14 protein-coding genes and 2 CRISPR repeat arrays are annotated in these 14,476 nt (G+C 39.9%); of the genes, 4 read left to right on the plus strand and 10 right to left on the minus strand.

The genetic code is table 11. The annotated features are described in order from the left end of the window. The first annotated feature begins 39 nt into the window (after positions 1-39). Positions 40-469: direct repeats of the CRISPR family, unit length 32 nt; unit sequence ATTTCAATCCACGCACTCATGTAGAGTGCGAC. Positions 470-1,245: 776 nt separating this feature from the next. The 9 genes from cmr6 to MHH40_RS06200 form a co-directional block, all read right to left on the minus strand. After that, positions 1,246-2,022: a type III-B CRISPR module RAMP protein Cmr6 gene (gene cmr6 / locus MHH40_RS06160; protein WP_233421726.1), complete on the minus strand. Its 777-nt coding sequence runs from the start codon at positions 2,020-2,022 to the stop codon at positions 1,246-1,248. Then, positions 2,019-2,387 (minus strand): type III-B CRISPR module-associated protein Cmr5, encoded by a 369-nt coding sequence (gene cmr5, locus MHH40_RS06165; RefSeq protein ID WP_050944732.1) that lies wholly within the window; start codon positions 2,385-2,387, stop codon positions 2,019-2,021. The genes cmr6 and cmr5 overlap by 4 nt, the downstream gene beginning before the upstream one ends. Then, positions 2,384-3,253: a type III-B CRISPR module RAMP protein Cmr4 gene (gene cmr4 / locus MHH40_RS06170; protein WP_233421727.1), complete on the minus strand. Its 870-nt coding sequence runs from the start codon at positions 3,251-3,253 to the stop codon at positions 2,384-2,386. Before cmr4 ends, cmr5 begins: the two co-directional genes overlap by 4 nt. Before the next feature lie 13 nt (positions 3,254-3,266). Next, positions 3,267-4,499: a type III-B CRISPR module-associated protein Cmr3 gene (cmr3, locus tag MHH40_RS06175; RefSeq protein WP_050944734.1), complete on the minus strand. Its 1,233-nt coding sequence runs from the start codon at positions 4,497-4,499 to the stop codon at positions 3,267-3,269. After that, positions 4,492-6,318 (minus strand): type III-B CRISPR-associated protein Cas10/Cmr2, encoded by a 1,827-nt coding sequence (cas10, locus tag MHH40_RS06180; protein ID WP_050944735.1) that lies wholly within the window; start codon positions 6,316-6,318, stop codon positions 4,492-4,494. Before cas10 ends, cmr3 begins: the two co-directional genes overlap by 8 nt. Further along, positions 6,288-7,553 carry a type III-B CRISPR module RAMP protein Cmr1 gene (cmr1, locus tag MHH40_RS06185; RefSeq protein WP_340900770.1) on the minus strand — a complete coding sequence of 422 codons (1,266 nt, stop codon included), beginning with the start codon at positions 7,551-7,553 and terminating at the stop codon, positions 6,288-6,290. Before cmr1 ends, cas10 begins: the two co-directional genes overlap by 31 nt. Before the next feature lie 57 nt (positions 7,554-7,610). Continuing rightward, positions 7,611-8,453, minus strand: a complete 843-nt coding sequence (locus MHH40_RS06190; RefSeq protein WP_050944737.1) for a DUF6602 domain-containing protein — start codon at positions 8,451-8,453, stop codon at positions 7,611-7,613. Positions 8,454-9,197: 744 nt separating this feature from the next. Next, positions 9,198-9,627: a CRISPR direct-repeat array (repeat unit 32 nt; unit sequence ATTTCAATCCACGCACTCATATAGAGTGCGAC). A 181-nt stretch (positions 9,628-9,808) separates the two neighbouring features. After that, on the minus strand, positions 9,809-10,030 hold the full coding sequence (gene rsoA / locus MHH40_RS06195) for a sigma-O factor regulator RsoA (protein ID WP_034620885.1): 222 nt from the start codon (positions 10,028-10,030) through the stop codon (positions 9,809-9,811). Continuing rightward, positions 9,978-10,580, minus strand: a complete 603-nt coding sequence (locus MHH40_RS06200) for a sigma-70 family RNA polymerase sigma factor (RefSeq protein WP_050944738.1) — start codon at positions 10,578-10,580, stop codon at positions 9,978-9,980. The genes rsoA and MHH40_RS06200 overlap by 53 nt, the downstream gene beginning before the upstream one ends. A 166-nt stretch (positions 10,581-10,746) precedes the next feature. On the opposite strand from MHH40_RS06200, the gene MHH40_RS06205 reads away from it, so the two are divergent. The 3 genes from MHH40_RS06205 to MHH40_RS06215 all read left to right on the plus strand — a co-directional run bounded on the left by MHH40_RS06205 (position 10,747) and on the right by MHH40_RS06215 (position 12,659). Beyond that, the gene (locus tag MHH40_RS06205) at positions 10,747-10,911 is read left to right on the plus strand and encodes a YvrJ family protein (RefSeq protein ID WP_003217819.1); all 165 of its coding nucleotides are present in this window, start codon (positions 10,747-10,749) and stop codon (positions 10,909-10,911) included. A 94-nt stretch (positions 10,912-11,005) separates the two neighbouring features. Next, complete coding sequence (locus MHH40_RS06210; protein ID WP_050944739.1) at positions 11,006-12,169, plus strand: oxalate decarboxylase family bicupin; 1,164 nt, start codon at positions 11,006-11,008, stop codon at positions 12,167-12,169. Positions 12,170-12,236: 67 nt separating this feature from the next. Then, positions 12,237-12,659: a regulatory YrvL family protein gene (locus tag MHH40_RS06215; protein ID WP_050944740.1), complete on the plus strand. Its 423-nt coding sequence runs from the start codon at positions 12,237-12,239 to the stop codon at positions 12,657-12,659. Between the two features lie 4 nt (positions 12,660-12,663). Here the strand turns inward: MHH40_RS06215 and MHH40_RS06220 are convergent, their stop codons facing one another. Continuing rightward, positions 12,664-13,131 carry a DinB family protein gene (locus MHH40_RS06220; protein WP_050944741.1) on the minus strand — a complete coding sequence of 156 codons (468 nt, stop codon included), beginning with the start codon at positions 13,129-13,131 and terminating at the stop codon, positions 12,664-12,666. A gap of 206 nt (positions 13,132-13,337) precedes the next feature. On the opposite strand from MHH40_RS06220, the gene MHH40_RS06225 reads away from it, so the two are divergent. Further along, positions 13,338-14,471, plus strand: a complete 1,134-nt coding sequence (locus MHH40_RS06225) for an FAD-dependent oxidoreductase (RefSeq protein WP_340900774.1) — start codon at positions 13,338-13,340, stop codon at positions 14,469-14,471. Positions 14,472-14,476: the final 5 nt, after the last annotated feature.

A 14,476-nucleotide genomic window follows, 5' to 3' on the forward strand; every position in this document is an offset into this window, starting at 1 on the left:
ATGACTACTGAGGCAGGAGGCAGAGTTATGTTTTCACAATTATTAATCCATCCACTCATGTAGAGTGCGACCTGAAACACCAAATAAACCGACATATCCAAGCAAGATTTCAATCCACGCACTCATGTAGAGTGCGACCGGGACATCTGTAAAAGAACCCGAAAAGTTAGAATTTCAATCCACGCACTCATTTAGAGTGCGACGACCCTTTTCAACACAACGAACTATACACTGAAGATTTCAATCCACGCACTCATGTAGAGTGCGACGTACTTTCAGTATCAATCTGACGGCACGCTGAAGTGTATTTCAATCCACGCACTCATGTAGAGTGCGACCGTCTTGAGATAGGACTTTCACAAATAGCGATGGATTTCAATCCACGCACTCATGTAGAGTGCGACATAAGGGCAAAAAAACAGCTATCCCCCTTAGAATTTCAATCCACGCACTCATGTAGAGTGCGACTGCGATTTCTGCCCTAATTATAACATTTTTTAGGTAATGATAGCTAAAACCCTCAATTTTCTATATGGAATTTTGTTTTCACCTCTAAATAATATACATTTTTTCTCAATTTTGTCGAATAAAAAGGTGCGAATGTCCCAGGAATTTTATGTTCACCTCACATTCGCACCGAATCTTTCTTAATCCTATTTTAAAAAAACTATTACTGATGATAATCATACTTATTTCGCTGTTTCATCAACAGCTTTGAATTCATTAATAAAAAGGCTGAGACAGAGTTTTGTTTTTCACAACTATATCAAGCGCAATTGTCAATATATCTTTCAAGCTACCTTCTGATAAGAATTTTACTCCTCATACTCATATAGAGTGCGATTTGAAAAAAACATCAAGCTGAACCATCGACTTTTAAGCAACAAGTTAACTATCAAATTGAGAGATTTCAATCCACGCACTCATATAGAGTGCGACGCAAAACTATGGTGAAAGCACGGCTACTTACAAATTTCAATCCACGCACTCATATAGAGTGCGACACCATCACTAACAAAAAAATGGCCGGAGGAAATTATTTCAATCCACGCACTCATATAGAGTGCGACTGCGATTTCCGCCCTAATTATAACATTTTTTAGGAAATGATCGTCAAAATCCTCAAGTTTCTATATAGAATTTTGTTTTCCTCTCTAAAAAATATACATCATTTACCATTTTCGTCGAATGAAACGGTGCGAATGTTCCAGGGATTTTATGTTCACCTCACATTCGCACTTAGTCTTAGATGACGTCGTCCATTTTAAGTCTTCCATAACCCGCATTTGTTTTAGCACCGATTCCTTCGTGTTCTAAAGCGCCTAGTAAGATGGTTTTGGCGAGTTCGAGCCATTCCGATTCTTCTGGTAGATTCTTTTTTGTTTTCAATAGAAGTTGAAAGCGGCCGTTGACCACCGTTAAGAAATGAATAGGTGTTGGTGAGTCATCGTCTCGAGGGCCTGGAACACTTCCCCCTTTGTTCATCTTATCTAGCTTGACGCTGTTGTAGTCTGAATGATGTGGTGTCATCACATCCACTTTGAATGCTTCTCCTACCGTCTCAGGCATCATGAGCGCATCATGAAATTCGATGATGCCAGCACGTTCGTTTGTTCCAAACAATGTGTTGTAATCACTACCACCTTGTTTTAGTTCAGGAAAGTTTTCACCTAATACAGAGTGGGCATAATGAGAGGCTACACCTTTTAAAGCTGTTCCTGGTAAATAAGGAACGCCGTATATCGGGTGTAATAACAATCCCGTTTCAAGTACACCCTCTCCTCCATGTCCAATGACTAACGGCGATATGGACTTGACTAAGCATGTGAGGTTCGTATCGGTATAATATCGCTCCACAAATTTTTCATACAGCAAGTGATTGTATTTTTCCCACTGTTCTTGATGCAAACTAATCACATTTTCATAAAATGACTGCTTCTTCGAGCTGTCCTTTATGATGTCCGACAATGTAGAACCATCAATCTCCCATTTGCTTTTGTTTAAGGTTAATGACAGATTCATTGGATGTCCTCCACATTCTCCGCCCCTTGTTCCACCTTTAAAATAGATTCCGCATATCTTTTTAACCAAACAGATGCATTTAAACCTTGTCTTGATTTGATTAAGTAATCTCGATTGGAAGCTGACCAATCTCCTTGTATATCCAATGTTTCTTTTATATCCTGAACGAATTGTTGATAAGCATTTCCTTTTTTTGATTTTGCTTCAAAAAATGTAATGGTGAGCCTTAATCCATTTGTTAAGATCATTGAGGCGAATCTGTGACAGAGTTGTCCATATTGATTTGAGAAATTCTCCTCATTCGTTTTGGCATTCATCACATGTTGATACGCTTTCTCAGCATAATGATGTTGAATGAGTTTCATGATCCCTCCCCTCCTGTCATACGCCAGGATACTCTTCCTTTACCTACGTTTGTGTTTCCACCTAATTGAAGATACATCTGTTTTTCTAGTTGATTTAAAAGTTGATGTCTAACGGATAAATTATTGCTTCCATCGACACGATCACACCACATGAGCCCATAAAATATGGCTTCTGCCGGTACATACTCTTCATACCAGAGAGCACCTTTACTAACTGTTTGGGTTTCATGATCAATTCTAATACGAGGTGTCACTTCAGAATTCATGGTGACAATGTATTGAAAAACGTCATCACTTACAATCACAAATCGTTCTATCCAAAGAGTTTGTGATTGTTTATCGTCGAATAAAAGTTTGGCCATCTGTTCAGCAAAATCGGTTAGTTGTGGAGATTTTTTCGCAGCCCCTTGAAATTCACCTAGATATAATTCGTCATTCTCTACTAATTTAGAAATCATGGTGACTAGCGTGCTCGATTCTTCGATGAGATCAGGGATATCCAGCGATACGCCTAATGCTTTTGCATCGCGGGCTAATCTTTTCAATATGAGTGGACTTGCCACATATCCAAATGTACCGTATCTACTCGCCACCGGGAATGAAAATAACCGGCCATCTGTCATGACGACTGCTCCTGCGCTTCCATCTTGATCTCCTTGTGTACCAAATACTTTTTGTACGAATGTGTCTTGTCCTTTCGCGCGATAATGTTCACGCTGCACGCCTTTGATACTGCTTCCAGGTATAATCGGCCATTCTGTTACTTTTTCTCGTTGAATGGGCATATCAATCACGCCAACTCCTTCACCCGCTCCAATATGAAGGGGGGATAAACAATGTATCCAAAACCAACGGCTTGCTTCCATCATCTCACTCCTCTTATTCATTCGGCTTCCATGTTCCCCAAAGTGCTAACCCGCAGCCATCTTCACGATCAAACGCTTCTTTGCGCCGGTTACGATCGGATACTGATTGAAGCCACATTTTTTCGGCCAGTTCTGCTGGATCTCCTTCTTCTACTGTAAAGAAGTAAACGCTACCCGCAGGGACTAAGCGGCGTATTGCTTTTTCACGCCCTTTGTCTTTATTTGCTAAACTCCATCCAGAGATAGGCTGCCAATATGGAACAGATGCCCAAACCAATTTGAGTCGTACATTTGTATCAAATAGTGGTTTTGACATGAGCTGTTCATCCAGCCAGCCGGGCTGCCATCCTTTACTGAAATAAGCAGGTGTCGCCAATATCATGCGAACATACGGCTTGTTTTTGAGCGATTCTTTAATAGCATCCGGACATGTCCAATCTTGTTGGTATACATGTGGCCGGTCTTCTATATGAGCCAGCCGCCGTTCACCACCGATTGGGTGAATCCCTGAGAAAGGCTTTAATTCTTCTGACTCTTCAGTAGATAAATCTATTCCTGCCTCCAGTTTAAAGTCATCTGGGAATAAGAGCGATTCAGTTGAAAATAGATGCTGATCTTTTGCTCTTTTACTGCCAGTTTCCACCTCAATTTGTGTTCGCTCCTGACGCTGTAATGCTGGAATAAATGCAGGTGGTGCATCATTTTTGAACGAATGATTTTCCTTCTGCATGTGTTGGTATTCAGTCAAGGCTTCCTTCACCTGACTCTCATCCACTGCGTCTGTCAGCCAGTTCATCATCCACTTTAGTGATACAAAAGCAGGCGGCGATTTCATTTTTTTACGAGCACCAGCTCCAATTGGCGGCCATAATGCCTCACTAAAACGGCCTGTTTTTCCTGTGCCAAAAAAGCCCTGTCCTTTCGACATCATTCGCTTCGGTCTCACTTGATACATGCCATACTCATCATCGAATAACTCAAGGTCATTAGGCATTGGCACATATAAATGATCATGCCAGCGATATAAAGGACCTCGCACAAGAGATTTCGCATAATAAGAAAGTGGCGTGGTGTGTTTCATTGATTGTCGTGTCTTCGCTAGTGCTGTACGAAGTGTTCCTGCGACCACACTAGGGGGAACATCGTTTAATGAACGCGCCCGTATACCCGGTACACTTTGAAATGGGCGTGCATCACGAATAAGCAGCGGATCAAGCGGTTGAATGTGAAACCATCTTTCAGGCATGTCCACTTACCTCCTCTAGTTGAAGAGCAATGATCATACATTCAGCGATTGTATGTAATTCTTCTAATGTATTCTTCTTCGGTATATACTTCGCAATCAATTGATCGATCCACTCTTTCGTTTCTTGCTCTGTTTTTGCTTCCGTTTTCTTTTTGAATGCAAGACGTCTTATCTCTAGTGGAATGAGTTCATCTAAAATTGCTGGCTGTTTTTTAAATGAAGACTGTTCGTATGTTTGATACAACTCTCGTAAGCCATATGCAAAGCCAGATGTGAAATAAGACTGCTTTAACCACGTCGTCATCTCTTGGATAGACGCTACTGGATCGAGTTGAAATGAGACTGAGATATTCATTGCGTCTCCTCCGCCACGTTTTTGGAAATGAATCGCTAATGAATTTCGCTCTTGTTTTGCATATTGTTCAGCCTGACGTGCCATGCTCCTTACTTCTTCGAGAGGCTCAAGCATATGAACGATGGCGATTCCAATTGAAATCGAAGGAGGTGTCTCACTATGTTGATGAGCATTCATCGTTGATACAAATTCTCTTTGTAATTTCCCAGCTGCTTCTAAGCATTGGTGCACCGGTACATAAGCCATGACATCATCTCCACCACCATAAATCAATGTACCTTCACATTCGGAAATAATTCCACTTGCCTTTGAAGCAAAAGTTGAGAGCGTTTTAGAAAATGCAATATGACTTTCTACATGTTGTATATTTCGCAGTTGGCTGCCCATTTTATCTCCATCCGCCATGAGAAAGGCATAGTAAGGTGAAGGTGCTGGTGGTTTGACCGGCCGGCCATGATGCTTGCTGTATTCACCTTTGAAATATTTTTCGAGCAGCTGTGTGATATCATTTTTCGCTTCTGTTCGTGTGGTCCCGACAAGTCCACGTTGTTCAAGATAATCTTCTATTCTTCTTTCATAAAAAAGCGATGCCTCACTCAAATCAAGAGGAGCTACTGTCAGATTCATATTCTCAAAATACGTTTCTACAGCTCTCACATATTGTGTGGCTGCTTTCTTCATCTGTTCATTTTTTAGCAACATGTTTTGATAGGGAGCAAACGCTTTATCGCAGACAGATGGAAATGTCATACTCGGATGCTTATGTAAGGACAATCGTTTGATCACTGAAATCGCATCTAATGATTCATGTTCACCAATTCCCCATTTAGCAAGTTGCGCCACTTGCTGTGGTGTTTTTTGCTTTTGGAAAACTGATTCCCGGCCACCATCAAGTGATGATTTTGGTTCACCGAATAACGCCCCTGGCTCATTTTGTTTAAAATCTCTTAAAGTCTTCCTTGCCGCCATTAAACCTTCGACTTCTTGAAGAGCCATATGATATGGACTTGCGGACGCCTTTGCCGCTTTGTCTTGATTTTGCATCTCAGTCCACACAGCATAAAATTCTATTAAATCATCTACTTGTCGATTCCATGTGCCTATTTGAATATAAGGATCAACTATTTCTCTAACAAAGTCTGCGTATTCCTTCCATTTGTCATATATTGCTTTTTTTACTTGTCTTGCAATGGATGAAGGCTGTTCGTGTGAAATTTCTCCCAATATTTTATTTGGTGCATTGTTTGGTTCTGCGTCGTTTGGTTCTGCAGAGGATTCGTTGAACACAGGGAAAATAATCGTTCCACCCAGTTCCTGAAATTTCTTCGCACCTGCTTTACTTAATTCAGATAGAAGAAAAGAGCCAAACCATAAATCACGCGTCCGCCGTGCTTGCGCAATAAATTCTTGAACAGGCCCTATCGAAAATAGCATTAATGTTTGTTTTTGTGATTCTTCTGACAAAATGTTTGCACCTCCTTGCTATGTAAAAAGGCTTGAATCGCCGATGAGTGCGTCCGGCCACTCTCGTCTTGTAATGGGTTGTTTGAGTAGGTGGTTGTTGGGTAGATACTTTGTTCATCTGTTACATCGGGCAAAGGCTTTCCTTTTCCTAAAAGCGATAAAGATTCGATCTTTGGTTGCTGCAACACCATCACCATGCCCACTGATTCCTTTTGATTAATAGCTAACGGTTTTAAGATGAGTGGTGAAGCCAAACGATCCTTTCCTTTAGGTAGGAGCGTTGTAGGTTTTGGGTCTTTCCCCTTATCTTTAGGAGCAAATCGAAACTGAATAGGCAAACCAAATTGAGCTCTAGGAAATGCTTGATATTCAAATGGTTTCTCTTTTGGATATGGGGTTTCATGACCTGATTTAGCCTTACCTGTTAACAGACGAATAGTATCTGCTTCCGGCCAACAACTTCTCCCCATTTTTTTATTCGGGTTTGATCTTCTTCGAAATGTTTCATATGTCTGAATGACGGATCGCCAGCTTGAGATAATTGATGATGGAAATGCCTGTACTTTGAATTCACGACTAAGCGTCGGCCATTCTCGACTTGATGCTGGCAATTGGATGTCATATTCTAAAAGTTTTTGCTCAAACCATTTTTCCAATTGGCTTTTTGTCCTCTTGTTGTATGGTGAAAATTGCTTGCAATATAAACTGCCACACCCACGTCTCGTTCTTGACCCAAGTCCACCGAAGTTGATCCAAGCCCATAATGCTGCTTCAACTTCTTTTTTGATTAACTCAAATTGGGTTGTTTTTTTAGATAACCGGATATTTAAAGAAAATTGCGCCTTCATGAGGTATGGTGTTTGATCTTTCATATTTGAAAGAACATACCGTGGAAAAGGATGATTTTTCTTATTTAAAAATGATTTTGAATTTCTTTTCAATTCGTCTTTCTCATAATGCGTTACCACTTGAATTTGACTCGCTTGTTCTGTATGACCAAATATCTCTGCTTCTCTTTTAAATAATTCATTCGCATTTTTGCAGGCAGCTCCTCGAGTTGCACGCCACCAGAAACGAAGATGTCCACGAATTGCACTTTCTCGAATCGGTCTGTCTTGATCAATTGAGTTTGATTGGGGCCCTCCCCCAAACATTGGCGTAACCAAATGAATAGTAAGCGGCTCTTTAAAAAGTCTTTGGTCTTCATGGATTTTCGTATCAATCGCATGTTTCACATCATGCCAATTGGTTTTGGGTTTTCTAGATTCCCTTGTCATGTCGCTCTCCTTTCTTCACTTTGTTATCTGTTTCTGAAACAGCTTGGCATATGCATAGTGAGGGAAAAACATGGGATTGTTAATGAGCATCAGCAATTGATTTAATTGGAAGTTCAGCGTTAACAGATCGTATCCATCAATACGTAAATCGCTGAGTTTGTTTTCATCTAAAAATTTTTCTTCTTCCTTATATCGTTTTTCTTGTTTGAAACAATTTAATTCGTTTGACCACCATCTTAGATGTTCATGTTCATTAGGTACTTTCAATTGAAATTCATTGCTTTTTTTCATGAGCATGAAATCAAAGGACGCCGCTAATTTAGCTGCTTTACTTGAAATTGTTTGGTCTCCTTCTCTTTTAAAGTTACTTGCTAAAATGAGCAAAGGACGCGTCCTCTTTTGTGTGTTACTTTCACTTGTAAAGTAACCTGTAGCCATTCTAGCAATTCCTGTTGTTTTTGGTGTTAACTGTTTTATTTTTTCAGACCATTCTTCTAAACCTTTTTCTTTCAAATTAGAGCTTTTACATTCAATAGCAACCGCAACCGCCTCAATCGGTATAAACTTCAACGAATTGTGTTGGAACACATACGGCGTATACTGCTCATCAAATACGGCAATATCGACTTCGTTAGAATGATTTCCATCTGAGTCAATAATGATGACACCTTGTGCTATTGAATATTTTTTAGGAATGATTTTCCGAAAAAACTCCATCCACATCACTTCTCTAGAATCCCCTGTCAGCCCTCCATGGTTAGAAGCAAAGTCCACTTCTTCTGATATCATGCTGTTTAATCTTTGATAATTCTCTAAGATCAGCTGCTCCACTTTACTGGTTCGCTCCGTTTCACCCAAACCAATTCCTCCTTCATCATTCATTACGAATGGATAAAATTTGAATCTAAATGACTACTTTTCATTTCGACTTATTTTGAGATTTTTTTAGGTTTATTTAGGAAAAAGAAGAAAAAAACATGACTGCAATGAGTCATGTTTTCACTATACAAATGAACAGTATATTTGATGGCTATTTGAAAGAGGATGTTGTAAGAAGATGGATTTGAGGTGGCCATAACCGTTTAAGAGACAATCATTTAAAATCGCGCACTCATGTAGAGTGCGACTTTCTCGTATGAATATTGACTTTGGAAACAGCATATTTCAATCCACGCACTCATATAGAGTGCGACACTTACCAACAATAGGCGGTGTACAAAGTTGGGGATTTCAATCCACGCACTCATATAGAGTGCGACTGCGATTTCTGCCCTAATTGTAACATTTTTTAGGAAATGATAGGTAAAATCCTCAACTTTCAATAAAGAATTTTGTTTTCTCCTTCACGAAATATACATTTTTACCCATTTTGTCGAATAAAAAGGTGCGAATGTTCCAGGGATTTTATGTTCACCTGACATTCGCACCGAATCTCTCTTAATCCTATTTAATTAAAAACTATTACTGATGATAATCATACTTATTTCGCTGCTTCATCAACATCTTTGAATTCATTAATAAAATGGCTGAGACAGAGTTATGTTTTTCACACCTATTTCAAGCGCAATGTCAATAAATCTTTCAAGCTACCTACTGACAAGAATTTTATTCCTCACATTCAGATAGAGTGCGACAAATATAAGACCTGTAATTAATACGGCTACTGTATTTCAATCCACACACTCATGTAGAGTGCGACGCGTCTTTCTTTCCTTCTGGTGCATCCTCAGCGTTATTTCAATCCACGCACTCATATAGAGTGCGACCTTAAAGCAAAACAGACTAGAAGTGTTGCTTTCAAATTTCAATCCACGCACTCATGTAGAGTGCGACATATTTACAAGCTGCAGGAGAAACTATTTGTAAAATTTCAATCCACGCACTCATGTAGAGTGCGACCTTAAAGCAAAACAGACTAGAAGTGTTGCTTTCAAATTTCAATCCACGCACTCATGTAGAGTGCGACAAGACTTAGGCTATAAGATCGACAAAAAGGGCGAATTTCAATCCACGCACTCATGTAGAGTGCGACTGCGATTTCTGCCCTAATTGTAACATTTTTTAGGAAATGATAGGTAAAATCCTCAACTTTCAATAAAGAATTTTGTTTTCTTCTTCACGAAATATACATTTTTACCCAGTTTTGTCGAATAAAAAGGTGCGAATGTTCCAGGGATTTTATGTTCACCTCACATTCGCACCATCAGTTCCTCTTACAACTTCGTCATATATTCCACAATAAACTCCCAAAAGCCAGGTCCCTCTTGGTAAATCAGCCAGTCTACTTTTTCGATGAGTTTGATATAGAGTTCTTGTTCGAGGTCTTCTCTTTCTTGATATGCCGTGTTTTGTAGTTTCTTTTTGATCATGGGTGTGAAGGTTTCAATGAGTTCTTCCATTTCCCCATTGGTCATTTTTTCTTCGTTCACGGACATCTCCCCCTGTTTCTTCTTTTATTTTGTTGAGCGCTTTTTTGTGGATGTTTGAGATGTTTTGTCTCGTTTCGCCTAGCCGGTCGGCTATTTCTTTCATTGTTTGACCTTCAACATAAATATGGGTTAAGACCATTTTTTGTTTGTCTGTGAGCTGCTGGTAGGCCTTGTACAACGCCTGATCTTGCAGGTGCTCCCCTAGGTCTTGCTGGTTGAAGAGCACAGCTTCATACGTATCTGTTTGAACAGGATCTTTCACTTCTTGCGTATCAGGATGATCGAGTATGAGCGGAAAACGCTGCTGCTTTTTTTTCACTCGTTTGTCAAAGTCGACTGAAAAGATGCGGATCATTGTGGAAATATACTTGATGATGCGGATTTTTTGATAAAACTGCTTGAACTCGGAATCTAGTTTTTTCGCATTTTCTTCGTTTGGCTCTTCCATGACTTGCTTAAGCAACTGCTGGTTTTTAGGGTTACTTAAAAATTGCTGAATGAGCGGGTGATCAACGATTTCATTCCATTTTGCTTTCAATAACAGCCGATAATCCATGTGCATCCTCCCCTTTGTTCTCTCTACTTGCATTAAGTGGACAAAAGTTAAAAAAAGTAAACTTTGTAAAACGGGTCTAATGGTTCATTTTCTCCCCCTTTGATTTCCTATTTCTTCTTTCATACCACTTATAAAGAAGACGAGCATCCGCTGGGAGGTGAGACAAATGGAGACCTTTTTTTCGGAGGAATGGCTGAAGCAGCTCGGTCAGGCTGGCTTTCCTGCCATTTTGACAGTTTACTTGCTGACACGTTTTGAACGAAAGTTTGATGAATTAAGCAAGCTCATCCAACGATTGGTCGCTGTTCAAAAAAATGATGAATCAGATTGACATCTGCTTGATTCGTTTCACCTTATGAAAACGAGGGCGAAATGAAAGGCCTTTTGTCACCTCACACAATACGATGTTGAAAGGGGATTTTATCATGAGTGAAAAGCAAAATGGTGTACCACAGCCGATTCGAGGAGAAAAAGGAGCAACGGTCAAAATTCCACGTAATCTCGAGCGAGACAGACAAAACCCAGATATGCTCACGCCACCAGAAACCGATCATGGAACGGTTCCCAACTTGAAATATTCTTTTTCTGATACGCACAACCGTTTAGAAAAAGGCGGTTACGCCAGAGAAGTCACAGTACGTGAACTGCCCATTTCTAAAAGTCTTGCCTCTGTGAACATGCGGCTAAAACCTGGTGCGATTCGCGAGCTGCACTGGCATAAGGAAGCGGAATGGGCGTACATGATTTATGGGGAAGCCCGGATTACATCGGTTGATGCAGAGGGGCGCAATTTTACAGAGGATGTGACCGAGGGGGATTTGTGGTACTTCCCTTCAGGCTTGCCGCATTCTATTCAAGCACTTGAACCGGGAGCTGAATTCTTGCTTGTGTTTGATGATGGTTCTTTCTCTGAAAATAGTACGTTCCAAGTGACTGATTGGCTTGCCCATACGCCAGAAGAAGTTGTGCTCCAAAACTTTGGAATGACAAAGGAGCAATTTGAGAAGCTGCCAGAGAAAGAGAAGTATATTTTCCAAAAAGGAATTCCTGGTTCCCTTGAATGTGACAAGGTGCAAACAGAGCAAGGAGAAGTTCCGAATTCCTTTAAATATGAGCTGTTAAAACAAGAGCCAATTACGTCAAGCGGTGGACAAGTGTGGATTGCGGACTCTACCAATTTCAAAGCGTCTAAAACGATTGCATCCGCTCTTGTGAAAGTTGATCCAGGTGCCATTCGTGAGCTGCACTGGCATCCAAATACGGATGAATGGCAATATTTCATTTCTGGAAAGGCACGAATGACAGTATTTGCCTCTGATGGACATGCGAGAACCTTCAACTATCAGGCCGGAGACGTTGGCTATGTGCCATTTGCGATGGGGCATTATGTAGAAAATACAGGTGACGAACCACTTTATTTCTTAGAAATCTTCAAGAGCGACCATTATGCAGATATCTCACTCAATCAGTGGCTTGCAGTCACACCGAAACAGCTTGTTCTTGATCATTTAGATCAAGGCGAAGATTTCTTAAAACTGCTTGATACAGAAAAACACCCTGTCATCGCTGCCCCTAAAAAAGAGGATTAGTTCCACCTTCCTGCAAAAAGGCTGTCCTTTTTGCAGGTATCTTCATGTAAAGGAGTGTTGTTTACCCATGCAGCAATCTGTTCACGCTTTATGGCAAGGGCTGAAATGGCTGATGGCGACGTCGGCTATCTGTTACATATTTTTGTTGTTTTGTGTACTGTTCTTTCATTTAACGGGTGCTTTTTATCAATCGATTTTATCGCTGCTACTGTTTATGGGCATCTATGTTGTACTCGGGATCTCTTTTGAACATCTGGAACACGTGCTCATGCGGTTTGTTCGCAAATGCCGGTCCAAAAAACGATCCATCGTTTTCTATGCCATCTTATTTCACCTTTTGTTTATTTGGGGTGCTGTCTATTTATCAGACGAATTGGTTGACGGCATTTTACTGTCTACTTCTGAGGAAGTTCTCTTTGCCATGAGTCTTTGGTTGTTTCATTTTTTGTTTGATTATGCGACGTTTCCATTTGATAAGGAAGCTTCGTGAGGCGCTATCGTCTTTCTGTAGAGAGCGCTTGTTTGACCTGCTCCATATGATGAAGATCATGCTTAATTAAACCTTGAAAATAACTTGATAACGTCAGCTCGGTTTGACCGATCAGAAAGGGTGTAGTCCAGCGAGATGCTTCGATTTTCTTCATTTCTTGAAGCAATTCTGTTCTGACAGCAATAAATCGCCCGATCGTCTCGCTTCTCTCTTCTTTTCTTGCTCTTTCGGCTGACTGTATATTCATTTCATGCACATCAGGTGCCTTACATAACGCCCGATCGTTCCAAAATTCCTTTAGGCGATCATGTAAAATAAATTCATCCCACGGAACAAAATGTGCGATGATCTCAGCAATACTCCACTTCCCATCAGCAATGGCGCGGCGCCATTCTTTGTCTGTTAATTCCGTTAGCGATTGTACCCATTCAAGGGTGTGTTCATAGTGTTTTATCACGGTGTCTTTGCTCATGTTTTGTTATCCCCTTCATGTTTTTAAAAGAAGTTGATTAGAAATTGGTTAGTTTCATTCTTGCGAAATCATTTATAACATATTATCATATACTTTAATTACCAAATGAAAAGGGGGAATTGTGATACGCTGTCCTATATGAAAAAGCTTATTTTTTTGCACTAAAATAAACCGACCGGTCTGTTTATAAAAGAGGAGGGGAAATAATGAAATCTCAACATGTGATCATTATCGGCAGTGGTGTAGCAGGATTGGCTACTTCTTTATTTTTAAAAAAGGCTGGGATGGAAAGTACGATTTATGAAAGCAGGTCAGATGAAGAATTAGAAACAGGAGCAGGTTTTTTACTGTCTCCGAATGGGGTAAAGATTTTGGATGAAATCGGGTGTAAAAATGAAGTGATAGCAAATGCAACAGTGATAAAGAAGATCCAGCAAATAAACAGTGAAAATGAAGTAGAAGCGATCTTTCACAATTATAGTGAAAAATATTATGATGCCCCTTTACTGAACGTCATGAGAGACCAAATCATCAAATCACTTTTAAAAGAAGTTCACCGTCAAGGAATAGAAGTGAAATACAACAAAAAGTTAACCTCGATCAAACAGCAGCCTCATTCCGTTCAGGTTCTTTTTGAAGATGAAACTGTGATAACAGGTGATATTGTAATAGGAGCAGATGGAACTTTTTCGAAAACAAGAGAGGCTATTGCGTTTAATGCTAAATTAGATTATAGCGGTTTTTGGGGACTGCAAGGAGTATCGTTTGTGAAGGATTTTGTATTGGATGAGGCAACAAGTTATTTTTACAATGACGGAAACTTTCAATTCATTTTTGGAAAAGCGCATCCAACAAATAAAATGAATATTTTATGGCAAGCTTTCTCTCAGTGTCCTGAGAAGTTACCTACAAAACATTTTGAGAAAGCCAATAAAGAAACCATTCGACAGTTATTATATAAACAAATGGAACATTGGAACATTCCTAAACACCTATCTGACATCATCGATCATACAGACATGTTCTTTCCAAGAAGTATCTATGAAATAAAGGATCTTCCTGTGTGGTCAAAAGGACGAGTTGTTCTTATAGGTGATGCTGTACATACAGCAAATCCTTTTGTTGGTCAAGGAGCATCGTATAGTCTAGAAGATGCCATGGTCTTAGCAAAAATGCTAAGGGATCATGATGATCGAGATGCGTTCTATTATTATGAAAAGGATCGAAGAAAGAGGACAGAAGAATTGAACGCGCTACTTCAGCACATAAGTATTCAAAACGATATTGATAAAAAAATGAACGAATATACGATTGAATGGGATGAAGAAACTTACGTATGAGATGA

Source organism: Bacillus sp. FSL K6-2431 (assembly GCF_038005165.1).
Lineage (GTDB): Bacteria > Bacillota > Bacilli > Bacillales > Bacillaceae > Bacillus > Bacillus pumilus.